Genomic DNA, 23,388 nt, shown 5'->3' with positions numbered 1-23,388 from the left:
TACCGTACCGCCCGCTCCCGACACCGCCGCGGGGCGGGTGCCGCGGTGCCCGCGCGGCGTCGTCGTCCCCGGGAGGGGGGACGACTGCGGCGCCCGGCGCAGCGGAAGCGGCCACCCGGGGTCACTACAATTGACGAGACTGTGATGACCACGGAGCGCCACCCGGCGCAGACGGAGGATTTGTGGCTGACGCTGCCGGTTTCCACACGGGGGACCACGCAATTGCATCCGGACCGCAGGAGGTCGAGTACCTGCGCTGGAACGACGCCGTGGCGCGGGCGTTCTTCGGTCCCCGGTGCGCCGGGGAGCTCGTCCAGCTGGACCTGGACGAGAAGATGCTCGAGCAGATTGGCTCGGAGTTCGGCCTGGATGGACCCGCCACGCTGCGGGCGCTCGCGGACTCCGTGACGCCCCTGCTGGTGACGGACGGCTCCCGCCGCTCCGTGTTCGACGCCTTCAACAAGCTCACCGAGGTCTGGTACCGGATGTCCCGGCGCCAGCTCGGGGACCTCACGAAGATCGGCCCGCCGCCCATCGTGGCGCTGCTGGCCCTGCTGTCCCTCGCCGGGCGGCACATGTCCGCGCTCGCGGCCCGCACGGGCAAGCGCTCGGTCTCCAGCTTCTACCTCCCGCTCGCCGTGCTGCTGCAGGCGGGGCAGGACAACGTCAAGACGCTCGAGGCCTCCGTGCGCAAGGACTCCGAGACGTACTGGGACGCGCTGCGGTACTGGCTCGAGGCGTTCGACGGCCAGCTCGGGCTGCCCTCGGCCTATGCGGTGAACCACCGCCCCGTGGGTCTCGCCCTGTCCCAGACGCTCTTCGGCCCCTCGGAGCTGCGCCAGCTGCACCAGATGTTCGAGGACCTGGAGCTGACCACTGCCCAGGGCTTGAGCGCCGGCGAGCTCGGCATCTACATCGACTTCTGGCTCGACATCGCGGACACGGACGTGTCCAAGGGCATGCGCAGCATCTGGGCGAACCCGCTCACGCGCGATCCCGCCCTGCAGGTGGCGCTCGCGCAGCTCGCGGCGTGGGAGTCCGCGCCGGACGACGACGCCGCGGCGGCCACGCGCGGCACCCGGCACCTCGGCACGCGCAGCCCCGAGCTGTCCCTGAGCGACGGCACCGACTACGTGGGCAACCCGGTCTACGAGCTCGGCTTCGTGGTGCCCAAGCGCCTGGTGCCCGGCCGCGAGGTGGATCTGGACACCACCGCCGGGCCGCGCACCATGTTCCTGTCCTACATCGGGGACGCCTTCCTGGGGATCTCCGCGTACAACGCCCGGATGACCAACGACACCCTGCTCTCGGGGCAGCTCACGGTGACCGCGGGGGACCTGACGCTCACGCGCAACCCGCGCCCCGTCGTCGTCTTCGCCAAAGACGCGTACTCGGACACGTTCCTGTCCGTGGACCACGTGCCCGCGGCGTGGCCGTGCCGGATCATGGTGCGCGACCAGCCGGAGTGGGTGGACCAGATCCGCGCGATCCTGGACGACTCCGCCTCCCCGGACTACCGCGTGGTGGGCCCCGGCGAGAACGGTGTGGCCGAGGGCTGGGTGCTCTTCGACGACGTCCAGGTGCTGCGCGCCGGCGATCCCGCCCTCACGGTCAACGACAACTTCTCCGCGCTCGTCCCGCGCCTGGTGCCCGCCATGACCCTGTCCGGTGGGCTGCGGATCCCGGGGGACGTGGAGCGCTTCTCCGCGCTGCGCCCGCCCCAGCTGACCGTCACCTCGGACAGCGACGACCCGCTGTCGGTCGAGTGCGAGTGGCGCAACCCGCACTCCTTCAAGCTCGTGAGCACCAAGCTGACCCCGCCGCGCGTGCCGCCGTTCCAGGTCAGCCTGGGCCGCACCGAGCTCGCCCTGCCGGACGGCCGGCTCAAGCCCAACGACTACACGCTCGTGCTGCGCGCCGGGCGCACCGTCAAGCAGCGCCTCGAGTTCCGCGTACGGGACAGCTCGTACTACATCACCCAGCGCTCGCTGGGCTACGAGGGCGAGATGGTGCACGTGGCGCAGGAGCCGCTGTGGCCCGTCACCGCCGTCACCCGCGACGAGATCCCGGACGAGTACGTGCAGGGCTCCTTCGACAACATGGACCCGTGGGAGCAGGACGAGGACGCCACGGCGGTGGCCGAGGTGCCCGAGGTCCCGGGATGGGAGTCGGCCGAGGGCCAGATGTTCCCCGAGCGCAGCAACGAGCTGCCGACGGCCCCGGACGTCTCCTGCATGGTCACGGGCAAGCACAAGGTGGTCCTGCCCCCCATGGACCCCAAGGCGAAGGCCCCGTGGGTGTTCGGGCGCTGCAAGTTCTGCGGCCTCACCAAGCGCTACCCCGGTCGGCTGACCAAGCTCTCCGCGGTCGGGCAGACCGGCTCCGTGGAGGCCCTGCAGTTCATCGGCCCGGACGAGGGGGAGTACCCCGGCTCGTGGGCGCCGCTGAAGGACGCGCTGACGTTCCTGGGCGGCGGGAAGCGCTCGAGCCTGTCGATCGTGGCGCGCCAGCTCGAGGACTCCGAGCGCTTCGAGGAGTGGTTCGTGGGCCACCTGCAGGCCCTCGGCTTCCTGGAGGTGACCCGCGACGAGAACTGGACGGTGCGCCGCTGGCAGGTGTGCTCCCCGGCGCTCACCCAGCTCGTGGACGGCTCCGTGCTGCTCACCGGCGGGTGGAAGACGGAGCAGGAGGACGCCGTGACCACGGCCGTGGCCGCCCAGGGCGGCGACGTCGTCGTGCTCTCCCCGGAGGACCACGCGACCACCATGCTCCAGGACGTGGATCTCGAGGTCCTCAGCAAGGCGCTGCCCAGCGGCATGTGCGACGTGGTCTACGACGCCGGGCCCGTCATGCTCGACACGCTGCCGCCGCTGTCCTCGGTGGTTGCCGCGCTGCCCCGCCGCGAGATGCAGTACAACGGCGTGGCCGAGCGGTTCGTGCCCCAGGACGCCACCTGGGAGCACACGGAGGACCGCAACCAGCCGGGGCTGTACCGGATCAACCACCACCACAAGACGCGCTACGCGTACCGCACGGTGGAGGACGTGGCCTCGGGGCACGCCCGCTCGGTCTCGTCCAACCTGGGCAAGCATGTGGTGGCGGGCGAGACCGGGGTGGCCCTCGTGAGCTACGACCCCGAGCTGCGGCTGCTCTCGGTGCCCATCGGTGCCGCGCTGCCCGGGCTCTACGGACGCGCGGCCGTGTTGTGCTCCGGGCTGCTGCCCACCCTGGTGGACGAGGACTTCTCCCTCAACTACGGTGACGTCTCCGAGGAGTTCGCGGCCGCCCTCGTGGCCAAGCTGCTGGGCTGACCCGCGGGCGGCGGCCTGGCGGGGGTGCCACCCCCTCGGCGTCGTCGCCCGTGCTCCTCGTCCCCTACAGTGGGAGGGCCGCCGATGACTACCGAGCGGTAAGCAGACGCCTCGACCCAGGGCCCACCTCGTCAGGCCCGGAGAAGCGAACCGACCCGTGAACGACGCCTCGATCGCCCCGCCGGAGCACTCCGGCTCCACCACCCCCGCCGCGCACGGCGCGCCGTCGAACCCGGCAACGGTGCCCAAGCTGCCCGTGAACTGGCGGGTCCTGATCGCTGCGGGCACCGCCATCGTGGCGCTGTCCGCGTGGGCCATCCTGGCCCCGGCCCAGGCCGACGCCGTGATCGCCGGTGTGGTGGCGTGGGTGGCCTCGCGTCTCGGCTGGTTCTACATCCTCACCGCGACCCTGGTGATCGTGTTCGTGGTCATGGTGGCGGCGAGCCGCGGCGGAAAGGTGCGGATGGGCCCGGACCACGCCCGCCCGCAGTTCAACATCTTCACGTGGACGGCCATGCTCTTCGCGGCCGGGATCGGCGTGGACCTGATGTTCTTCTCCGTCTCCGAGCCGGTGAGCCAGTACTTCGCGCCGCCCTCGGGGGACGGCCAGAACATGGAGGCCGCCCGGCAGGCCGTGGTGTGGACCCTGTTCCACTACGGGATCACGGGCTGGGCCATGTACGCCCTCATGGGCATGGCCTTCGGGTACTTCGCCTACCGTTTCGGGATGCCCCTGAGCATCCGCTCCGCGCTGTACCCCCTGCTGGGGCGCCGCATCCACGGTGCCGCGGGCGACGCCGTGGACACCGCCGCGCTGCTCGGCACCGTCTTCGGCGTGGCCACCTCGCTGGGCATCGGTGTGGTGCAGCTGAACTACGGTCTCAAGACGCTCTTCGGGGTGCCCGAGAACCTGGCCGTGCAGTCCGCCCTGATCGCCGTGGGCGTGGGCATGGCGGTCGTCTCGTGCGTCTCCGGCGTGGACAAGGGCATCCGGCGGCTGTCCGAGCTGAACATCATCCTGGCCATCGGCCTCATGCTCTACGTGCTCGTGGCGGGGCGCACGGCGTTCCTGCTGGACGCGATCGTGATGAACATCGGGGACTTCGTCTCCCGCTTCCCGGGGATGACCCTGAACACGTTCGCCTTCGAGGCGCCCCAGGAGTGGATGAGCACCTGGACGCTGTTCTTCTGGGCCTGGTGGATCGCGTGGGCGCCCTTCGTGGGGCTCTTCCTGGCGCGGATCTCCCGCGGGCGCACGCTGCGCCAGTTCGTGGTGGGCACCATGACGGTCCCGTTCGCGTTCATCCTGCTGTGGATCTCGATCTTCGGAAACTCCGCACTGGACATCGTGGTGGGAGGCAACACGGAGTTCGGGGACGTGGCCATGAACACCCCGGAGCGTGCGTTCTACTCCCTGCTGGAGCAGTACCCCGGCGCCACCGTGGCCGCCGCGATCGCCACCTTCACCGGGCTGCTGTTCTACGTGACCTCCGCGGACTCCGGCGCCCTGGTCATGAGCAACTTCACGTCCAGGATCGAGGACCCGAACCAGGACGGCCCCAAGTGGCTGCGTGTGTTCTGGGCCGTGACCACCGGCGTGCTGACCCTGGCCATGCTGCTGGTGGGCGGTGTCACCACGCTGCAGAACGCCACCCTGATCATGGGGTTGCCGTTCTCGGTGGTCATGTACCTGATCATGGTGGGCCTGTGGCGCGCACTGCGCGTGGAGGTCAGCACCGCGGAGTCCGGCGCCGTGGCCAGCCGTTCGGCGGTGGCCGGGCGCACCGGCAGGGACACGCACTGGCGCTCGCGCCTGTCGCGCCTCGGGGCGTACCCCGGTCCGCGCGCCGCGCAGCGCTACGTCAAGGACGTGGCGGCCCCCGCCCTGGAGACCCTCGCGGCGGAGATCCGCGAGTCAGGGGTGGCGGTCACGGTGGAGACCGTGCCGGTGGAGGAGAACCCCGCGCTGCAGCAGACCAGCCTGCACGTGGACCTCGCCCCCGAGCGGGACTTCCTGTACCGCATCCACCCCGTGGCGTTCCCCACCCCGGGCTTCGGCGGCTTCCGCACCAACCCGGACTCGGACCGGTACTACCGCCTGGAGGTCTTCACGGCCACGGGTTCGCTCGGCTACGACGTCCTGGGCTACACCTCGGAGCAGCTGATCAACGACGCCCTGGACTGCTACGAGCGCCACCTCGAATTCATCCGACTGAACCACGAGCACCCCGGCAGCACCCAGATCGGCCTCCCCACGGCCGAGACGGGTGTGTGGGCCGAGGGTGCACCGACCAAGGAGGACGCACCATGAGCAACACCCTGTACATCGACGGCCAGTGGGTTCCCGCCCTGCAGGGCGGCACCCGCACCATCACGTGCCCCGCGGACGGCAGCGAGGTCGCCGTCGTCGCCGAGGCCACTCGTGAGGACACCGAGCGCGCGATCGGTGCCGCCCGCGTGGCCTTCGACGACGGCCGCTGGTCCGGCGTCCCCGCAGGGGAGCGCGGCAGCTTCCTGCTGCGCGTCGCGGCCCGGCTGCGGGAGCGCTCCGAGGAGTTCGCCCGCGCGGAGTCCCTCGACACCGGCAAGCGCATCGACGAGTCCCGCCAGGACATGTCGGACATCGCGGACTGCTTCGAGCACTTCGGCAAGATCGCCGCGGAGGATGCAGGCCGCGTGGTGGACGCCGGGAACCCGGACGTCGTCAGCCGCGTGGTCCACGAGCCCGTGGGCGTGTGCGGGCTGATCACCCCGTGGAACTACCCCCTGCTGCAGGCCGCGTGGAAGATCGCCCCGGCGCTGGCCGCGGGCAACACGTTCGTGCTCAAGCCCGCGGAGCTCACGCCGCACACCGCGATCCTCATGATGCAGGTACTGGAGGAGCTCGAGCTGCCCGCGGGGGTGGCCAACCTCGTGCTGGGTGCGGGTGCGGAGGCGGGAGCCCCGCTGTCCTCGGACCCGCGCGTGGACCTGGTCTCCTTCACCGGCGGTCTCGTGACCGGGCGCGTGATCGCCCGCGAGGCGGCGGCCACCGTCAAGAAGATGGCCCTGGAGCTGGGCGGCAAGAACCCGAACGTGGTCTTCGCGGACGCGGACTACGACGCCGCGCTGGACAACGCCCTGAACGCGGCGTTCGTCCACTCCGGGCAGGTCTGCTCCGCCGGTGCTCGGCTGGTCGTGGAGGAGTCCATCGCGGGGAAGTTCGTGAGCGACCTCGCGGCGCGTGCAGAGGGCATCCTGCTGGGCGGGCCCTTCGACGAGAAGGCCGAGACCGGCGCCCTGATCTCCGAGGCGCACCGGGAGAAGGTGCACGCCTACGTGGAGCGCGCCCGCGAGCAGGGCGCGCGCATCCGCTGCGGCGGCCGCTTCGCCGAGGGCCCCTCCGCGGACGGCACCCTGCAGCTGGAGAAGGGGTTCTTCTACCTGCCCACGGTGATCGACGAGTGCACCCCGGACATGGACTGCGTGCACGACGAGGCCTTCGGCCCCACCGTGACCGTGGAGACCTTCCGCACCGAGGAGGAGGCCGTGGCGATCGCCAACGACACCTACTACGGTCTGGCCGGCGCCGTGTGGAGCCAGGACGCGGGCAAGTCCCAGCGCGTGGCCGGGAAGCTTCGCCACGGCACCGTGTGGATCAACGACTTCCACCCCTACCTGCCGCAGGCGGAGTGGGGCGGCATGAAGCAGTCCGGCGTGGGCCGCGAGCTCGGCCACGACGGGCTGGGGGAGTACCAGGAGACCAAGCACGTCTACCAGAACGTCCGACCTGCCGTGACCGGGTGGTTCGCGCAGCACTGAGCGCACCGCCGCACCGGGCCCGTCCCCGCGCGGCCCACGACCGACGACGCCGCGCCCGTGCCGCCCGCTGACGGGCGGACGCGGCGTCGAGCACCCCATCGAAAGGAGAACACATGGGCGAGAAGAACACCCTGGCCGAGTACGACTACGTGGTGGTGGGCGCAGGCTCCGCGGGCGCTGTGGTCGCCGCGCGCCTGAGCGAGGACCCGAGCGTGTCCGTGGCGCTGCTGGAGGCGGGCGACCACGACGCCGGCTACCCCGAGGTGCTGCAGCTCAACCGCTGGATGGAGCTGCTGGAGTCCGGGCACGACTGGGACTACCCGCTGGAGGAGCAGGAGAACGGCAACTCCTTCATGCGCATGGCGCGCGCCAAGGTGCTGGGTGGCTGCTCGTCCCACAACTCGTGCATCGCGTTCTGGGCCCCGAGCGAGGACCTCGACGAGTGGGAGTCCACGCACGGGGCGGACGGCTGGAACTCCGAGCTGGCGTTCCGGCTCTACCAGAAGCTCGAGAACAACGAGGACCCGGGCAGCCACCACGGCCACGACGGGCCCGTGCGGCTGCGCAACGTGCCCCCGGCGGACCCGAGCGGCGTCGCCCTGCTGGAGGCCGCCGAGCAGGCGGGCATCCCGCGCGCGGATTTCAACACCGGCAAGACCGTGACCCAGGGCGCGAGCTTCTTCCAGATCAGCGCCCGTGAGGACGGCACGCGCTCGTCCTCCTCCGTCAGCTACCTGCACCCCGCCCAGGACCGTGAGAACCTCACGATCCTCACGGGTACCCAGGTCAAGCGCGTGCTCTTCGACGAGAACCGCCGCGCCGCCGGTGTGGAGGTCACGGACAACGCGTTCGGCAAGGCGCACGTGATCTCCGCGCGCCGCGAGGTGGTCGTCTCCGCCGGTGCGATCGACACCCCCAAGCTGCTGATGCTCTCCGGCATCGGACCCGCCGAGCACCTCGCGGAGGTGGGGGTGGACGTGCTCGTGGACTCCCCGGGCGTGGGATCGCACCTGCAGGACCACCCGGAGGCGGTGATCCAGTGGGAGGCGAAGAAGCCGATGGTCGAGGACTCCACCCAGTGGTGGGAGATCGGCGTGTTCGACCAGGTGGACCAGGGCCTGGACCGCCCGGACCTGATGATGCACTACGGCAGCGTGAACTTCGACATGCACACCTACCGGCAGGGCTATCCCACCGCGGACAACGCGTTTTGCCTGACCCCGAACGTCACCCACGCCCGTTCCCGCGGCACCGTGCGGCTGCGCTCGCGGGACTTCCGGGACAAGCCCCGTGTGGATCCCCGCTACTTCACCGATCCCGAGGGCTACGACATGCGGATCATGACCGCGGGCATCCGCCGCGCACGGGAGATCGTGGCGCAGCAGGGCATGTCCGCGTGGGCCGGCACGGAGCTGTTCCCGGGCGAGGACGTGCAGAGCGACGAGGAGATCGCCGACTACATCCGCCGCACCCACAACACCGTGTACCACCCGGCGGGCTCGTGCCGCATGGGCCCGGTGGAGGACACCGAGTCCCCGCTGGACCCGCAGCTGCGCGTCAAGGGCGTCAGCGGGCTGCGCGTGGCGGACGCCTCCGTCATGCCGGAGCTCGTGACCGTGAACCCCAACCTCACCGTCTACATGATCGGTGAGCGGGCCGCGGAGCTGATCGCCGAGGAGCACGCCGGAGCGTGATGCGGTGAGATGGTCGGGGCGGGCTCCGTGCCCGCCCCGACCACGGCACGACGACGGCCCGCCCGACGGGTGGTCGGACGGGCCGTTCTTCGAGCCCCGCGGTGAAGCGGATGCCGCGGGTCACGCGGGCATGGGCTCCAGCTTGTAGAAGGGGGCTCCTCCGGTCACGCGGGACGCACCCGGGACGAGGAGCCGACGGTACTTGGCGCACCACTGGGCGCTGCCCCGTGTGTGCTGGGTGGCCAGTGCGACCTCGCGGACGTCGTCCGCGAAGTACTCGTGGGCCTGGCCGTTCGGCTCGGTGATCGAGACGACGTGGCGGATGGTGTCCGCGCGGACGGTGACGTCCACCCACTGCTCGCGGGCGGTGTCCGTGGTCTCGACGGTCCGAGGGGGGATCTGTGCTGCGGTGTTCATGATGTCTGGCCTCTGATTTTCCTGGTTGCTTGCCGGGACCACAGGTGTGGGCGCGGCCGCTTCGTCATCCAATCCACCCCTGAACCGAGGGTTGGCGTGTGCCGAGTTGGAGCTCTGGGTGCGCGCGGGCTTGCCGCCCTCGCGCAGGCACATCTCGTGAAGTTGCTTCGAGCCTATCCGCGGCGGCTGTGCGCCAGCCAGGGATCCGCGCCAGATGTCATCAAAACTTAACCAACCCTCAGTGGGCGTCCGCCCGGTGCGTGTGGGGAGGACGGGTGCAGCGTGAGGAGTGCGGATGCGGCCAGGGGAGCGGGTCTGCCGCGAGAAACGGGGGCGGGAGAGCGCGCGGACGCCGGGGACTCCGCACGCTCCGTCTCAGCGCACGCCGACCCTGCGGGCGAGGCGGGTGCGCAGGGTCGGGGGCAGGGGCGACGCCGCCCGGGCGTGCTCGTAGTGGCCGAGCAGCTCCGAGCACACGGACTCCCACGTGCGGTCCTGGACCGTGCGGTGGGCGGTCGCCGCGAAGGCGAGCCGTTTGGCGTCGTCGCCCAGCAGGTCCCGCACGTGCTCGCGCAGCCGGGCGGTGTCCCCGGGAGGGTAGAGCCAGCCGTTGTGCGAGGGCGTCACGAGGTCCAGGGGGCCGCCGCGGCCCACCGCGACCACGGGGACCGCGCACGCCATGGCCTCCTGGATGGTCTGGCAGAACGTCTCGTGCTCGCCGGGGTGGACGAACAGGTCGAAGGAGGCCATCACCGAGGCCAGCGCGGCACCGGAGCGGAAGCCCTCGAAGTGGGCGTTCGGCAACGCACGGCGAAGTGCCTGCTTCTCGGGACCGGAGCCCACGACCACGAGCCGGGCGTCCGGCAGGGCGTCCAGCACCGCGAGGTCCGCGACCTGCTTCTCGGGTGCGAGCCGGCCCACGTAGCCCACGATCCTGCGCCCGCCGCCCACGCGTTCACGCCATGCGTCGTCGCGCAGCTCCGGGCGGAACCGGGCCGTGTCCACGCCCCGGCCCCACCGGTGCACCCGTTGCACGCCGTGCTTCTGCAGCTGCTGCACCGAGGCGGTGGAGGGTGCCAGGGTGAGCGTTGCACTGTTGTGCATCGTGCGCACGTGGGCCCACAGCGCTGGTTCGAGGGCGCCGATGCCGTAGCGGCCCGCGTAACCCGGAACGTCCGTCTGGTAGACCGCGATGCTCGGCAGCCGCATGCTCGCCGCGGCCTGCAGGGCACGCCATCCCAGGACGAACGGGGACGCCACGTGCACCACGTCCGGGGCGAAGCTCTCGAGCAGCCGCTGCATGCGGTGCACCGTGCACCCGGCCACACGCACCTCGGGGTAGCCGGCGAGCGGCAGGGACGGGATCCGCTCCACGGCCACCCCGGGCAGCTCCGGCACGGTCTCCGGGCCCCGGACCTTCTCGTAGGACGGGGCCACCACCATGACCCGGTGGCCCCGGGCCCGCAGCTGCTCGGCCACGCGCAGCACCGAGTGGGTCACACCGTTGACGTGGGGGAGGAACTGTTCTGCGACCAGCGCGACTCTCATGCCTCCACCGTGCGCCGTGCGCTGCACCGCACGGCCACCCCGGGGTGACCGTGCGGTGAAGAACGGGCGAACTCCGGTGCGGGCCGTGCACGCGCGGACGTGGAAAGATGGAACCCGATGAGACTTCCTTCCCTGCCCGGCGCGATCTCGGGCGTGCGCGACCGATTCAGAAGCCGCGGGTCCTCCGCCGCGGGCACCGCGGAGCGGGGTGGCCCCGCTCCGGGCGAGAACCCGGGCATGCCCATGCCCCTGGCGTTGCAGGGCGTGATCGAGCTGCTCGTGGTGGCCGTGGTGGGCCTGCTGCTCAGCGCGGTGCTGCTCGGGGCCGTGTGGGCCGCCGGCGGCTTCGCGACGCTCGGCGCGGCGGGGACCTTCCGGCTGGCGGGCCAGGTCTGGCTGCTCGCGCACTGCACGCCCATCAGCATCGAGTCCGTCCAGGGCCTCTCCCTCGACGGCGCCGGGACACTGACCCTGGTGCCGCTGGGTCTCACGCTGCTCCCGTTCGGGCTGGCCGTGGTGGCCGGGCGGCGGATCGCCCGTGCCTGCTGGCGGGGCCAGTTCCTCGTCCCGTTCGCCGCGGGAATGGTCGGGTACGGCGTGTTCGCCGCACTGGTGGCCCTGCTCAGCCGCACGGACCAGGTCAAGGTGGACCTCCTGCCGGCCGCCCTGCTGCCCCTGATCCCCGCCGGCCTCGGGACCCTCGTGGGCGGGTGGAGCGTCTCACGCTCCCTGGCCGCGGTGCTGGGCGCGGACGTCGCCTCGTGGCTGGAGCGGACGAGCCAGTACTCGCGCTGGGCCGGGTCCTACGTGTGGGCCGTGATCCGCGCGGGCTTCCTCGCGGCGGTCGCGGCGGTGGGCGCCGGAGCCCTGCTGTTCGCGGTGACGCTGCTGTGGCACTGGGACCGCGTGATCACGGTCTACCAGGACCTGGGCGCGGACGCCGCGGGGGACACCGCCCTGACGGCCCTGCAGCTCGGCTACCTCCCCAACATGGTGCTCTGGGCGCTCGCCTGGGCCACCGGCGCGGGCTTCTCGCTCGGCACGGGCGCCGTGACCTCGCCGTTCCAGAGCGTGCTGGGGCCGCTGCCGCAGTTCCCGGCGCTCGCGGCGCTGCCCACCGGCGATCCGTGGGGCATCGCGCCCGCCGTGCTGGTGCTGCCGGTCCTCGCGGGTGTGCTGGCCGGATGGTGGTTCTGCCGCGAGGGGGAGAACCACCTGGACGACTGGATGGCCATCCGCCTGCCCCTGCGCTGGATCACGTTCCTGCTCTCCACGCTGCTCACGGTCGCGTTCATCGCGGCTGTGGGGGCGGGCCTCGTCTCGGGGCTCGCGTGGCTCTCCAACGGTTCCCTCGGCATCGGGCGGCTCACGGACATGGGCCCCCACGCGTGGCAGGTCTTCCTGTGGCTCGGGGCCGAGCTCGCGGTGGGCGCAGCAGTCGGCTACCTGCTGGGCCCGTGGCTCGAGCGGGAGGGCTACCGCTCACGCTCGTGGAGCGCGGAGGACGAGGACACCGACGACGACGCCGCTGCCGCGCCGTCGCGCCACACGGCCCCGGTCCGTGAGCACTCCGACCCGGCGGCGCGGGAGCACACGGTGGCCCCTGCTGACCGCGCGACGGTCGAGGACCGCCGTCCCCCGTACGACGACGGCTCACGTGGCCGTCCCCGCGTTCCCTCCGTCCTCTCTGCTGGGCGGGAAGACGTGGAGCCTCAGCGCGGTTCCTCGGCGCTGGGCACCGGTTCGGCGGTGCGGGACGCGGTGGCCCCAGAGGCGGGAGCGTCCTCTCGGGGCGCGGTGTCGTCCTCCCCGGGGTCGGGCTCCTCCGCGGTGTGTGCCGGCGCGGCAGTGCCTCGGTCCCAGCGGGCGGCCACGACCCGGGGGGCTGCGGCCCCGTCCGACGAGACGCCGGACCGGGCCTCGCAGCGCGTGGAGGCCAAGCGGCGTCGGGCGGAGAAGAAGTCCGCCAAGCGCAAGGCGGCCCGCCTGGCGGCCCTCGACGAGGACGAGACGCGCTAGCGCACGCCCGGTGCCTCCCCGTCTCCTGCGGGCCTCGGGGTCACCGGTCGGCGCGGCGTACCCGCCGCGCCGGGTCAGTACGGGCGGAGAGGAACGGGGAGGAACCCGGGTGGTCCGTGCGCCCGGTCGAGTTCCGGGCCCGGCCCTCGGCCGCTACGGGGTGGCCGACGCGGTGGCGCTGGGGTGGGCGCCGGTGGTCGCGGTGCTCGACCCGTGCGGCGTCGGCGTCGCCCTGCCGGATGCTGAGGCGCTCGGCGAGGGTGTCGTGCCGGGCGTCGTCGACCTCGGCGACGGCGCGTCCGACGCCCCGGGGAAGCCGGTCTCGAGCGGTCGGCCAGAGACCTGGTGCATCGCGTTGTCCTGGAACTGCTGCTCGCAGCGCTCCGAGGAGGACAGCGTCAGGGCGTTCTCGGTGCACTCCTGGTAGACCTGCGCGGCGGGCCAGACCAGAAGGCGCACGCCTCCACCCACGGCGCCGAACCCGCCCCACACGATGCCCAGGACGGCCAGGCCGACCACGACCGCGCGGGACGTCGAGCGCCCCGAATGCACCAGCGCGACGATCCCCAGCACGACCGCCGCCACGGCCGTGAGCACCCCGGCGCTCGTGGACCAGACGTCTCCCACCACGAGGGCGGACGCGAGCATCGACAGCGCGGCGGCAGCGGCGGCGAGGCGCAGGGGAGCCGCGGAACGGTCGCGCTCGTCGGGAGCCGGGGCACCGGACTCGGGGGCGCGCCGGGAGGGGCCCGGAGTGCGTGAGGGTTGCATGACCTCCACTGTAGGGGAGGTGGCCCGCAGCGAACGGCCCCCGGGGCGGGCCCCGCTAGCATGGGCCCATGCGACTAGTGGTTCTGGTGTCCGGTTCCGGTACGAATCTGCAGGCGATGATCGACACCCTGCACACGGGGGAGGGCCCCGTGGAGATCGTCGCGGTGGGGGCGGACAAGCCGTGCACCGGGCTGGACCGGGCCGGGGCCGCCGGGATCGAGACGTTCGTCGTGGCACCGTCCGAGCACGCGGACCGTGCCGCATGGAACCGTGCCCTGCAGCGGGCCGTGGCCTCCCACCGCCCGGACCGGGTGGTCTTCGCCGGGTTCATGCGGATCGTGGACGCCGAGTTCGAGGCCGCGTTCCCGGGCGCGATCGTGAACACCCACCCCTCCCTGCTGCCGTCCTTCCCCGGGGCCCACGCGGTCCGGGACGCCCTGGCCTACGGCGTGAAGATCACGGGTGCCACGGTGCACGAGGTGGTCGCGGACGTGGATGCCGGGCCGATCCTCGCGCAGGTGGCCGTGGCCGTCGCGGAGGACGACACCGAGTCCTCCCTGCACGAGCGGATCAAGACCGCGGAGCGCGAGCTGCTCGTGTCCACCCTCGACCGCCTCTCGCGCGGCGCGCACGGTTCCGGGGAGCCCCGGCCGCGGCCGTAGACTGGACCGGGCGGCCACCCGCGTGCCCCGCGCCCGAGTCCCCGCACCGCGTCCCAGCGTGGACTCGAGGGGCGCGGCCGACGGGCGCGGGCGACGTCGTCGGCCCCACGGGTGCCCCCGCCGCTGTGCCTCGCGGGCGGTGCCGCAGCACATGAACCCACGTCTTCTGGAGAGTCCGTGAACACTTCCGACCTGAACCGTGTGCCGCTCAAGCGTGCACTGATCTCCGTCTACGACAAGAGCGGGCTGGAGGATCTCGCGCGCGGGCTGCACGACGCCGGCGTGGACATCGTCTCGACCGGCTCGACCGCCAGGACCATCCAGGCGGCCGGTGTGCCCGTGACCGAGGTCTCCGAGGTGACCGGTTTCCAGGAGTGCCTGGACGGCCGCGTCAAGACGCTGCACCCGCGCGTGCACGCCGGGGTCCTCGCGGACCGGCGCAAGGAGGACCACGTGCGTCAGCTCGACGAGCTCGGCATCGACCCGTTCGACCTGGTGGTCGTGAACCTGTACCCGTTCCAGGAGACCGTGCGCTCCGGGGCGGCCCAGGACGACGTCGTGGAGCAGATCGACATCGGAGGGCCCTCGATGGTCCGCGCCGCCGCGAAGAACCACGCCGCGGTCTCCGTGGTCGTGGACCCGGCGAGCTACCCGGACGTCGTGTGCGCGGCCCAGGAAGGCGGCTACGACCTCGCGGCACGCCAGAAGCTCGCCGCGGCCGCGTTCGCGCACACCGCCGCGTACGACACCGCGGTGGCCACGTGGACGGCCCAGCAGTTCGACCACGACCCCGAGGCCAACTTCTGGCCCCCGTACGCCGGTCGCGCGCTGCAGCGCGCGGAGTCCCTGCGCTACGGCGAGAACCCGCACCAGAAGGCCGCGCTGTACACCAACGACGCCGCGTCCCCCGGGGTGGCCCAGGCGGAGCAGCTGCACGGCAAGGCCATGTCATACAACAACTACGTGGACGCGGACGCCGCCGTACGCGCAGCCTACGACTACGAGCAGCCCGCCGTGGCCGTGGTCAAGCACAACAACCCGTGCGGCGTGGCCGTGGCCACGCCCGGTGCCGCGGACCCGATCGCGGACGCCCACCTCAAGGCCCACGCGTGCGACCCGCTCTCCGCGTACGGTGGCGTGGTCGCGGCCAACCGCACCGTCACCGAGGAGATGGCCCGCAACCTCAAGCCCATCTTCACGGAGGTCGTGATCGCCCCGGGCTTCGAGCCCGCCGCGCTCGAGGTGCTGCAGGCCAAGAAGAACATCCGGCTCATGCAGCTGCCCGAGGGATTCGCTCTCGACCCCCTGGAGTACCGCGCGGTCTCCGGCGGCACGCTGTTCCAGCAGGCGGACCGCCTCGACGCCGAAGGCGACGACCCGGCGAACTGGACGCTCGTCTCCGGCGAGCCCGCGGACGAGCAGACGCTGGCGGACCTCGAGTTCGCGTGGCGCTCGCTGCGCGCGGTGAAGTCCAACGCGATCCTGCTCGCGCACGACGGCGCCTCCGTGGGCATCGGCATGGGCCAGGTCAACCGCGTGGACTCGTGCCGCCTGTCCGTGGAGCGCGCCAACACGCTCGCCGAGGACGGCGCCGAGCGCGCCCGCGGCGCCGTGGCGGCCTCGGACGCGTTCTTCCCGTTCGCGGACGGGCTGCAGGTGCTGCTCGACGCCGGCGTGAAGGCCGTGGTCCAGCCCGGCGGCTCCATCCGTGACGAGGAGGTCGTCGCCGCCGCCGAGGCCGCCGGCGTGACCATGTACGTCACCGGGGCGCGGCACTTCTTCCACTGAGCCCCTGCCGGTCGTGCGTTGCACGCGCCCGGCCGGCGGCACCGCGGACGCGACGGCGGCCCGGATCCTTCGGGATCCGGGCCGCCGTTGCCGTGCGGGCGTCCCACGGTCTCCAGGGCACAGCGCCTTCCGGAGCTAGGCGCCCATGAGCTCGGAGCTCAGGAGTTCAGGGCGCGGTGCTCGCGGGAGAGGCCGATGTAGTTCTGGGCGTTGCGGCTCACGCCGTGGCGCTCCGGCTCGGTCAGCTCGCGCCGCACCTTCCCCGGCACGCCGGCCACGAGCGAGCCCGGCGGCACGTGCTGGCCCTCCAGCACCACGGCTCCGGCAGCGATCAGGCTCCCGCTGCCCACCACGGCACCGTTGAGCACGGTCGCGTTCATCCCCACCAGGACGTCGTCCTCGAGCGTGCAGCCGTGGACGACGGCGCCGTGGCCCACGCTCACACGTTCGCCGATGGTCGTGGGGTGGCCGGGGTCCGAGTGGACGCTCACGTTGTCCTGCAGGTTCGAGTTGGCCCCGATCCGGATGGGCGAGCGGTCGCCGCGGACCACCGCTCCGTAGAACACGCCCGCGCCGGCGCCCACGGCGACGTCGCCGATCAGCGTGGCGGTCGGGGCCACGAACGCGGTCTCCGCCACGGTGGGGCGGTGCGGTCCGTAGGGCAGGATCAGGGGCTGTGGCTGCGGTGTCATGCGTCACAGTGTAGGACGACGCCGCACGGTTCGGTGACTGTGCGGCGTCGTCGTGACGTGGGGTGACTCAGTCGCGGTCCTCGTCCGCGACGAAGCGGCGGCGCAGCGCCGCCATGGCCTTCTCCGGGCGGCGGGACTGGCGGTGGCGCAGGGCCACGGAGATCTTCTGCCCGCCCTTGAGGACGTACTCGGCGCCGTTCACGTGGATGGTCACCGGTGCGGCCTTGACCGAGACACCCTCGAGCTCCAGGATGTCGTGGTCCAGGGAGACCTCGATGACCTGGCCGCAGTAGAGCACCGTGAAGTCCACGGCGTCGAGCTCGCGCGGCAGGGCCGGCTGGAACTCGAGCCACTGGCCGCGCACGCGCAGCCCGGCGTAGGCGCGCGTGACCACGTCCACGGAGCCGGCCATCGCACCCAGGTGGATGCCCTCGCCGGTGGTGCCGCCCTGGGTGTCGTCCATGTCGATCATGAGCGAGTCCTGGAACGAGCCCCACGAGCGGTCCGGGTCCAGCCACGCCAGCACGGCCGCGTTGACCACGCGGGAGAGCGAGGAGCCGTTGGAGGACCGGGCGATGTAGTGGTCCACGGTGCGCTGCACGGCGTCGAGGTTGGTCGTGTAGCCCATGCGCGCAAGCTCCTCGATCACACCCTCGGGCCCGAGCAGGTAGACGAGCATGATGGTGTCCGCCTGCTTGGAGAGCTTGTAGTTGTTGGTGAGGTCGCCCTCGTTCTCCAGCAGCAGGTCCAGACGCCCGATGTTGCGGTACTTGGTGCGGTAGAAGTCCCAGTCCAGCTCGGCGAGCTCGTCGTAGCCCTCGAACTGCGCGATCGTGCCGTCCGCGTTGAACGGGACGTACATGTTCTTGGCCATGTTCAGCCAGGTCTGCACCTCCCGCGCGGAGATCTCGAACCGGGACTCGAGCTCCTCGCGCTGGTGCTCGACCATGTCGTTGAAGATGTGCGCGGAGTGGCGGAACAGCCATGAAGCGAGCACGTTCGTGTAGGCGTTGTCCTTGAGCCCGCCACCGTGCTGGCCCGCGGGGCCGTCGTGGTACTCGTCCGGGCCCATCACACCGGCGATGTGGTACTTGCCGTCGTGGGAGTCGTACTCCGCGAGGGAGGCGAACAGGCGGGTGATGCCGATGATCAGCTCCGCGCCGTGGCCCGAGAGCCAGTCGATGTCCCCGGTGGACTCGTAGTACAGCCACGCGTTGTACGCGATGGCCAGGCCCACGTGGAACTGGCGCCACGAGTTGTCCGGCAGCCAGCGCCGGGAGTGGTGGTTGTAGAGCTCCGGAGGGGTCTCCTCACGGCCGTCCGAGCCCGACTGCCACGGGAACGCTGCACCGTAGAGACCGATGTCCTGGGCGCGCTGCTGCGCCATGGCCAGGCGCCGCCAGCGGTAGGAGAGCAGGGAGCGCGTCACGTGCGGCTGGCGCATGTTGACGACCGGGAGGATGAACAGCTCGTCCCAGAAGATGTGGCCGCGGTAGCCCTCGCCGTGCAGGCCACGGGCGGGCACGCCGGCGTCGCGCAGGGACAGGTGGGGGGCCAGGGTCTGGGCCGCGTGGAAGAGGTGCGTGCGCACGGCGAGCTGGGTGCTCAGGTGCTCAGGGGTGTTCTCCGTGGACTCGAGCGTGACCTCGTAGCGGTCCCACAGCCGGGCCCACTCGATCTCGTGGGAGGCGAGCAGCTTGCGCACCCCGAACGGCGTGCGGTTCAGCTCCGCCAGGGCGCCCTCGCGCGGGGAGCCGATCGCCGCGTCGCGGCTCGTGACCACGGCGGTGGTGCTGTCCACCAGCACGGGCTGCTCGGGGGAGATCTGCACGGTGTGGCGGCGGAACTCGATGCCGCCGGGGCGGACCTCGCGGCGCTCGCGCACGGAGGCCTCGGACTCGATGCGCGTGCGCTGGGCCATCGCGATCTCGATCTTGGACTGGGACGTGCGCACCAGGGACAGCAGGGTCTCGTGCTCGTCCGGCAGGGTCGTGGACTCGAGTAGCACCAGGTGGTGCGCGTTGAGCTCGCGGTACTCGGCCACACCGCTGTTGGTCACGGCCGGGTCCACTCCCGTGCGCACGTGCAGCCTGCCGGTGTAGCCGCGCGAGACGATCCTGGTCTCCTGGGCGCCCAGGTGCCGGTACCGCAGGGAGACCAGGCGACGCTGGACGACCTCCAGGCTGCGGGCGGGTTCCTCCGAGTCGGGGTCGGCGTCCGCGTCCGTGAGGACCAGGGTGCGGGTCAGCAGACCGCGGCGCAGGTCCAGCTCCACGCGCTCGTCCGAGGGGCGCAGACCGCCCTCGGACCACCACTGGCCCTCGGAGAAGCGCAGGTCCAGGTGCAGCCAGTTGGGGGCGTTGACCATGGACTCGTGCTCCACGTCCCGGCCGTTGAGGTGGCTCAGCACGCGGTTGAAGACCCCGGCGAGGTACGTGCCGGGGTAGTGGACGGAGTTGGCGGGGAACTCGCACGCGGCCCCGCGCACGCCCATGTAGCCGTTGGCCAGGGTCAGCAGCGCCTCGCGACGGGACTCGGTGGCCGGGTCGAAGCCGTCGAAGACGAGGGCCCAGGGGTCGTCGCGGCGCGCGCCCAGGTCCAGCTCGCCGACGTCGTTGAGCACCACGTGCGCGCCGGCGCGGTACAGGCGTTCGCGGGCGCCGTCGCGGTTGATGCCCACCACCAGACCGAAGCCGCCGGCGACGCCGGCCTGCACGCCGGCCACGGCGTCCTCCACGACCACGCTGTTGTCGGCAGCCACGTCCAGCAGCCGCGCGCACTCGAGGAAGGTGTCCGGGGCGGGCTTGCCGGGAAGATCGTGCTCCGCGGCCCAGTTGCCGTCCACGATGCGGTCGAAGGCGTCCTGCAGCCCCGCGGCGGCGAGGACGACGGCGCTGTTGCGGCTCGCGGTCACCAGGCCCACGGGAACCCCGCCCTCGCGCAGCCGCTCGATCATGGCCACGGTGCCGTCGAAGACGCGCACGCCGTGGACCGTGAGCTCCTCGTGGAAGTAGCCGTCCTTCGACGCCGCCTGGCCCTGTACGGTCCACTCGCCCGGCTCGGGATCGGCCTGGCCGTCCGCCTCGGGCAGTGCGGCACCGCGCGCGGCGAGCAGCGCGCGCACACCGTCCTCGCGGCGTCGGCCGTCCACGTAGGTGCGGTACTCCGCGCCCATGTCGAACGGGGAGCGGTCCACCTCCGCGCCGTCCTCCGCGGCCTCCAGGCGCGGGTCCGCGAGCAGCTCGTCGAAGAGCTTCTTCCACGCGCGGGCGTGGACGCTCGCGGTGTCCGTGACCACGCCGTCCATGTCGAAGATCACCGCCGAGTAGGAGGTGCGCAGCACGTCCACGGGGTGGGACTGCACGGACCCGTCCGCGACGCGCGGCATGGTCGTGGTGAACGGGGCGGTGGGAAGAGCGTTCACTGTGCGGGAACTCCTAGCGCAAGGATGGACTGACGTCCTGGATCGGGTGGTGCGGTGGCGCACGGTCACTGGTCGAGGGCGGTGGCCCGGCATCGTCACGGAAAAACCGCGCGGACCCGTGGTACGCGCGCGGTACCAGCACACACGTTACCCTCATCTGTTCGCCGTGTACCACATCACATGATGGGGCCCACGGTGCGTGGGGGGTGCGGCGGCACGGGCCCCCCGGGCCCCGGTGTCACAGGGGGCGGCGGAGCGACCCGGGGCACGGCGGGTGAGGCGGCCCGGATATACTGGGACGGACCCTACCGTGCACAAAGAAGGTGGAGCATGACGCAATCCCTGGGACACCCCGTCACCGACCAGCCGCTCTCGGAGGTGGACCCGGACGTCGCGCGGGCCATCGAGGACGAGCTGGGACGCCAGCGCTCGACGCTCGAGATGATCGCCTCCGAGAACTTCGCACCGCGGGCCGTGCTCGAGGCGCAGGGCTCCGTGCTGACGAACAAGTACGCGGAGGGCTACCCGGGCCGCCGGTACTACGGCGGGTGCGAGTACGTGGACGTCGTGGAGAACCTCGCCCGTGACCGCGCGTGCGCGCTGTTCGGTGCCGACCACGCCAACGTGCAGCCACACTCCGGCGCGCAGGCCAACACGGCCGTGATGGCCGCGCTGATGCAGCCGGGGGACACCCTCATGGGCCTCTCGCTCGCGCACGGCGGGCACCTGACCCACGGCATGAAGATCAACGTCTCCGGCAAGCTCTACAACATCGCCGCCTACGAGGTGGACCCGGAGAGCTACCGGATCGACATGGACCGGGTGCGCGAGCAGGCCCTGGCCGCGCGCCCCGCCGTGATCGTGGCCGGCTGGTCCGCGTACTCCCGGCAGCTGGACTTCGCGGCGTTCCGCGCCATCGCGGACGAGGTCGGCGCCAAGCTGTGGGTGGACATGGCGCACTTCGCGGGCCTCGTGGCCGCGGGCCTGCACCCGAACCCGGTGCCCCACGCGCACGTCACCACCTCCACCGTGCACAAGACGCTCGCGGGGCCCCGCTCCGGCGTGATCCTGTGCGAGGCGGACCTCAAGAAGAAGATCGACTCCGCGGTGTTCCCCGGCCAGCAGGGCGGGCCGCTGATGCACGCGATCGCCGCGAAGGCCGTGGCCTTCAAGATCGCCGCGTCCGAGGAGTTCGCCCAGCGCCAGCAGCGCACCATCGAGGGCGCCCAGATCCTCGCGGAGCGGCTGAACTCCCCAGACCTCGCCGAGCACGGCGTCTCCGTGCTGACCGGCGGCACGGACGTGCACCTGGCGCTCGTGGACCTGCGCAACTCGGAGCTGGATGGCAAGCAGGCGGAGGACCTCCTGCACCAGGCCGGGATCACGGTCAACCGCAACGCGGTGCCGTGGGACCCCCGTCCGCCCATGACCACCTCCGGGCTGCGGATCGGCACGCCGGCGCTGGCCACCCGCGGGTTCGGCGCGCAGGAGTTCACCGAGGTCGCGGACATCATTGCCGAGGCCCTCAAGCCCGGTGCGGACATCTCTTCCCTGCGCTCGCGCGTGGACGCGCTCACCGCGCAGTTCCCGCTGTACCCCGGCCTCGAGGAGTGGTGAGATGACGGCGCAGATCCTCGACGGCAAGGCCACGGCGGCGCAGATCAAGTCCGAGCTCGCGGAGCGCGTGCGGCGCCTGGCCGAGCGCGACGTCGTACCCGGGCTGGGTACCGTGATCGTGGGCGACGACCCCGCCTCCCACTCGTACGTGGCGGGCAAGCACCGCGACTGCGAGCAGGTGGGCATCGCCTCGATCCGCCGGGAGCTGCCCGCGGACGCGAGCCAGGAGGAGCTCGAGCGCGTCATCGACGAGCTCAACGAGGACCCCCGGTGCACGGGCTACATCGTGCAGCTGCCCCTGCCCGAGCACATGGACACGAACGCGATCCTCGAGCGCATCGACCCGGACAAGGACGCCGACGGGCTGCACCCCACGAACCTGGGGCGGCTCGTGCTCAACGTCAACGAGCCCATAACCTCGCCGCTGCCGTGCACGCCCAACGGCATCGTGGAGCTGCTCACCCGCCATGGGGTGGAGCTCGCGGGCCGCGCGGTGCTCGTGATCGGCCGCGGCGTGACCGTGGGCCGTCCCATCGGCCTGCTGCTCACGCGCAAGCCGATCAACGCGACCGTGGTCCTCGCCCACACCGGCACGCGCAACCTGCCCGAGCTGCTCGCTCAGGCGGACGTGGTCGTGGCCGCCGCCGGTCGCCCGCACATGGTGACCGCGGACCAGATCAAGCCCGGCGCCGTGCTCCTGGACGTGGGGGTCTCCCGCGTGGAGGACCCCGAGACCGGGAAGAAGAAGCTCACGGGAGACATCGCCCCGGACGCCGCGCAGAAGGCGTCCTGGATGTCCCCGAACCCCGGAGGTGTGGGTCCCATGACGCGGGCCATGCTGCTGGTCAACGTGGTGGAGTCCTGCGAGCGGGCGGTCGCGGCCGACTCCTGAGCGCTCCGTCACTCACCGGTCACGACGCCGCGGTGCCGCCTCCCCCGGGAGGCGCCCGCGGCGTCGTCGTACCCGGGCCCCGGGGTCCGCTCTCGGCGCAGTTCAGGATTCGGCGGGTCCGTCGCGGTTTTGAGACAATGGCCCCATGCAGCCGATCGGATCCTCGAACGCCCAGCCCACCGTCACGCCCGAGGGGCCCCGCACGGGGCGCACGGCACTGTGGGGGACGGTGATCGGGCTCGCCGTGCTGGTGGTCATCTTCGCCGTGGCGCTGCTGCAGGCGGCCCACTCGAACTCGGTGCTGGGGTGGGTGCTCGCGGGCATTGCGCTCGGCTGGCTCATGCTCGCGGTGTGGGCCCTGTCCATGGTGCGCAAGGCCGCCGTGTTCGGCCGGGAGCAGATGCGCCAGGCGCAGGAGCAGTTCCAGGCCCAGCACGGCCGGGCGCCGGCCACGGCCTCGGCGGTCGCCGGGGAGGGCCACTCCCTGCGGGACGAGAAGCTCGCCCACGGCATGCAGGTGATCCTGGTGCAGTCGAAGGTCGTCAAGGAGCAGCTCTCCTCCCCGAGCCCGGAGGCCGAGACCGTGCAGCGCGCGCTCGAGACCATCGACATGACCGCGGCCAACGGGCTGCGCAGCCTCAAGGACTCCGGCACCCCGGTCAGCGGTACCGTGGAGGACTGAGACCGGACCCGCGCGGCAGGCACGCACGAGCCCCGGCCGGCACACACGTACAGAACAGAGGAAACGGACG

15 protein-coding genes are annotated in these 23,388 nt (G+C 72.0%); 10 read left to right on the top strand and 5 right to left on the bottom strand.

Going from position 1 to position 23,388, the window contains the following annotated elements; all coding sequences use genetic code 11:
- The first annotated feature begins 182 nt into the window (after window positions 1-182).
- The 4 genes from KVA01_RS02725 to KVA01_RS02710 all read left to right on the top strand — a co-directional run bounded on the left by KVA01_RS02725 (window position 183) and on the right by KVA01_RS02710 (window position 8,806).
- Window positions 183-3,311 (top strand): hypothetical protein, encoded by a 3,129-nt coding sequence (locus KVA01_RS02725; RefSeq protein WP_141268832.1) that lies wholly within the window; start codon window positions 183-185, stop codon window positions 3,309-3,311.
- 157 nt (window positions 3,312-3,468) lie between these two features.
- Window positions 3,469-5,622, top strand: coding sequence for a choline BCCT transporter BetT (gene betT / locus KVA01_RS02720; protein WP_068469971.1), 2,154 nt, complete (start codon window positions 3,469-3,471; stop codon window positions 5,620-5,622).
- Complete coding sequence (locus KVA01_RS02715) at window positions 5,619-7,112, top strand: aldehyde dehydrogenase family protein (RefSeq protein WP_068469973.1); 1,494 nt, start codon at window positions 5,619-5,621, stop codon at window positions 7,110-7,112. Before betT ends, KVA01_RS02715 begins: the two co-directional genes overlap by 4 nt.
- A gap of 113 nt (window positions 7,113-7,225) precedes the next feature.
- The gene (locus KVA01_RS02710) at window positions 7,226-8,806 is read left to right on the top strand and encodes a GMC family oxidoreductase (RefSeq protein ID WP_141268830.1); all 1,581 of its coding nucleotides are present in this window, start codon (window positions 7,226-7,228) and stop codon (window positions 8,804-8,806) included.
- A 120-nt stretch (window positions 8,807-8,926) separates the two neighbouring features.
- Here KVA01_RS02710 and KVA01_RS02705 read toward each other — a convergent pair whose 3' ends face one another.
- A complete protein-coding gene (locus KVA01_RS02705) occupies window positions 8,927-9,223 on the bottom strand; it encodes a hypothetical protein (protein ID WP_068469977.1) in 297 nt (98 codons plus the stop codon).
- 375 nt (window positions 9,224-9,598) lie between these two features.
- Window positions 9,599-10,771: a glycosyltransferase family 4 protein gene (locus KVA01_RS02700; protein WP_068469979.1), complete on the bottom strand. Its 1,173-nt coding sequence runs from the start codon at window positions 10,769-10,771 to the stop codon at window positions 9,599-9,601.
- A gap of 117 nt (window positions 10,772-10,888) precedes the next feature.
- Between KVA01_RS02700 and KVA01_RS02695 the strand changes: the two genes are divergently transcribed.
- Entirely contained in the window at window positions 10,889-12,790 is a 1,902-nt protein-coding gene (locus KVA01_RS02695) for a cell division protein PerM (protein ID WP_141268828.1), read from the top strand.
- A gap of 153 nt (window positions 12,791-12,943) precedes the next feature.
- On the opposite strand, the gene KVA01_RS02690 is transcribed toward KVA01_RS02695, so the two are convergent.
- Window positions 12,944-13,561 carry a hypothetical protein gene (locus KVA01_RS02690; protein ID WP_068469981.1) on the bottom strand — a complete coding sequence of 206 codons (618 nt, stop codon included), beginning with the start codon at window positions 13,559-13,561 and terminating at the stop codon, window positions 12,944-12,946.
- Window positions 13,562-13,629: 68 nt separating this feature from the next.
- Here KVA01_RS02690 and purN point away from each other — a divergent pair, with 68 nt between their 5' ends.
- Both purN and purH read left to right on the top strand, forming a co-directional pair.
- A complete protein-coding gene (gene purN / locus KVA01_RS02685) occupies window positions 13,630-14,223 on the top strand; it encodes a phosphoribosylglycinamide formyltransferase (RefSeq protein ID WP_141268826.1) in 594 nt (197 codons plus the stop codon).
- Window positions 14,224-14,400: 177 nt separating this feature from the next.
- A complete protein-coding gene (purH, locus tag KVA01_RS02680) occupies window positions 14,401-16,011 on the top strand; it encodes a bifunctional phosphoribosylaminoimidazolecarboxamide formyltransferase/IMP cyclohydrolase (protein WP_068469983.1) in 1,611 nt (536 codons plus the stop codon).
- 158 nt (window positions 16,012-16,169) lie between these two features.
- Here purH and KVA01_RS02675 read toward each other — a convergent pair whose 3' ends face one another.
- The gene (locus KVA01_RS02675) at window positions 16,170-16,703 is read right to left on the bottom strand and encodes a gamma carbonic anhydrase family protein (protein WP_068469985.1); all 534 of its coding nucleotides are present in this window, start codon (window positions 16,701-16,703) and stop codon (window positions 16,170-16,172) included.
- Window positions 16,704-16,770: 67 nt separating this feature from the next.
- Window positions 16,771-20,127, bottom strand: coding sequence for a beta-phosphoglucomutase family hydrolase (locus tag KVA01_RS02670; RefSeq protein WP_141268824.1), 3,357 nt, complete (start codon window positions 20,125-20,127; stop codon window positions 16,771-16,773).
- 330 nt (window positions 20,128-20,457) lie between these two features.
- Between KVA01_RS02670 and glyA the strand changes: the two genes are divergently transcribed.
- From glyA to KVA01_RS02655, 3 genes are all read left to right on the top strand, one after another.
- On the top strand, window positions 20,458-21,744 hold the full coding sequence (gene glyA / locus KVA01_RS02665; protein ID WP_068469989.1) for a serine hydroxymethyltransferase: 1,287 nt from the start codon (window positions 20,458-20,460) through the stop codon (window positions 21,742-21,744).
- 1 nt (window position 21,745) lies between these two features.
- The gene (locus KVA01_RS02660; RefSeq protein WP_068469992.1) at window positions 21,746-22,636 is read left to right on the top strand and encodes a bifunctional methylenetetrahydrofolate dehydrogenase/methenyltetrahydrofolate cyclohydrolase; all 891 of its coding nucleotides are present in this window, start codon (window positions 21,746-21,748) and stop codon (window positions 22,634-22,636) included.
- Between the two features lie 145 nt (window positions 22,637-22,781).
- Entirely contained in the window at window positions 22,782-23,318 is a 537-nt protein-coding gene (locus KVA01_RS02655; RefSeq protein WP_068469994.1) for a hypothetical protein, read from the top strand.
- Window positions 23,319-23,388 lie beyond the last annotated feature (70 nt).

It is taken from the genome of Kocuria varians (assembly GCF_006539885.1).
Lineage (GTDB): Bacteria > Actinomycetota > Actinomycetes > Actinomycetales > Micrococcaceae > Kocuria > Kocuria varians.
Note: the sequence above shows the minus strand (reverse complement) of the source record. Positions and strands in the feature narration are given on the sequence as shown.

Coding starts and splice junctions, on each gene's coding strand:
- KVA01_RS02715 (WP_068469973.1), top strand. CDS start 5,619: ATGAGCAACACCCTGTACATCGACGGCCAGTGGGTTCCCGCCCTGCAG.
- KVA01_RS02710 (WP_141268830.1), top strand. CDS start 7,226: ATGGGCGAGAAGAACACCCTGGCCGAGTACGACTACGTGGTGGTGGGC.
- KVA01_RS02705 (WP_068469977.1), bottom strand. CDS start 9,223: ATGAACACCGCAGCACAGATCCCCCCTCGGACCGTCGAGACCACGGAC.
- KVA01_RS02700 (WP_068469979.1), bottom strand. CDS start 10,771: ATGAGAGTCGCGCTGGTCGCAGAACAGTTCCTCCCCCACGTCAACGGT.
- KVA01_RS02695 (WP_141268828.1), top strand. CDS start 10,889: ATGAGACTTCCTTCCCTGCCCGGCGCGATCTCGGGCGTGCGCGACCGA.
- KVA01_RS02690 (WP_068469981.1), bottom strand. CDS start 13,561: ATGCAACCCTCACGCACTCCGGGCCCCTCCCGGCGCGCCCCCGAGTCC.
- purN (WP_141268826.1), top strand. CDS start 13,630: ATGCGACTAGTGGTTCTGGTGTCCGGTTCCGGTACGAATCTGCAGGCG.
- KVA01_RS02675 (WP_068469985.1), bottom strand. CDS start 16,703: ATGACACCGCAGCCACAGCCCCTGATCCTGCCCTACGGACCGCACCGC.
- glyA (WP_068469989.1), top strand. CDS start 20,458: ATGACGCAATCCCTGGGACACCCCGTCACCGACCAGCCGCTCTCGGAG.
- KVA01_RS02660 (WP_068469992.1), top strand. CDS start 21,746: ATGACGGCGCAGATCCTCGACGGCAAGGCCACGGCGGCGCAGATCAAG.
- KVA01_RS02655 (WP_068469994.1), top strand. CDS start 22,782: ATGCAGCCGATCGGATCCTCGAACGCCCAGCCCACCGTCACGCCCGAG.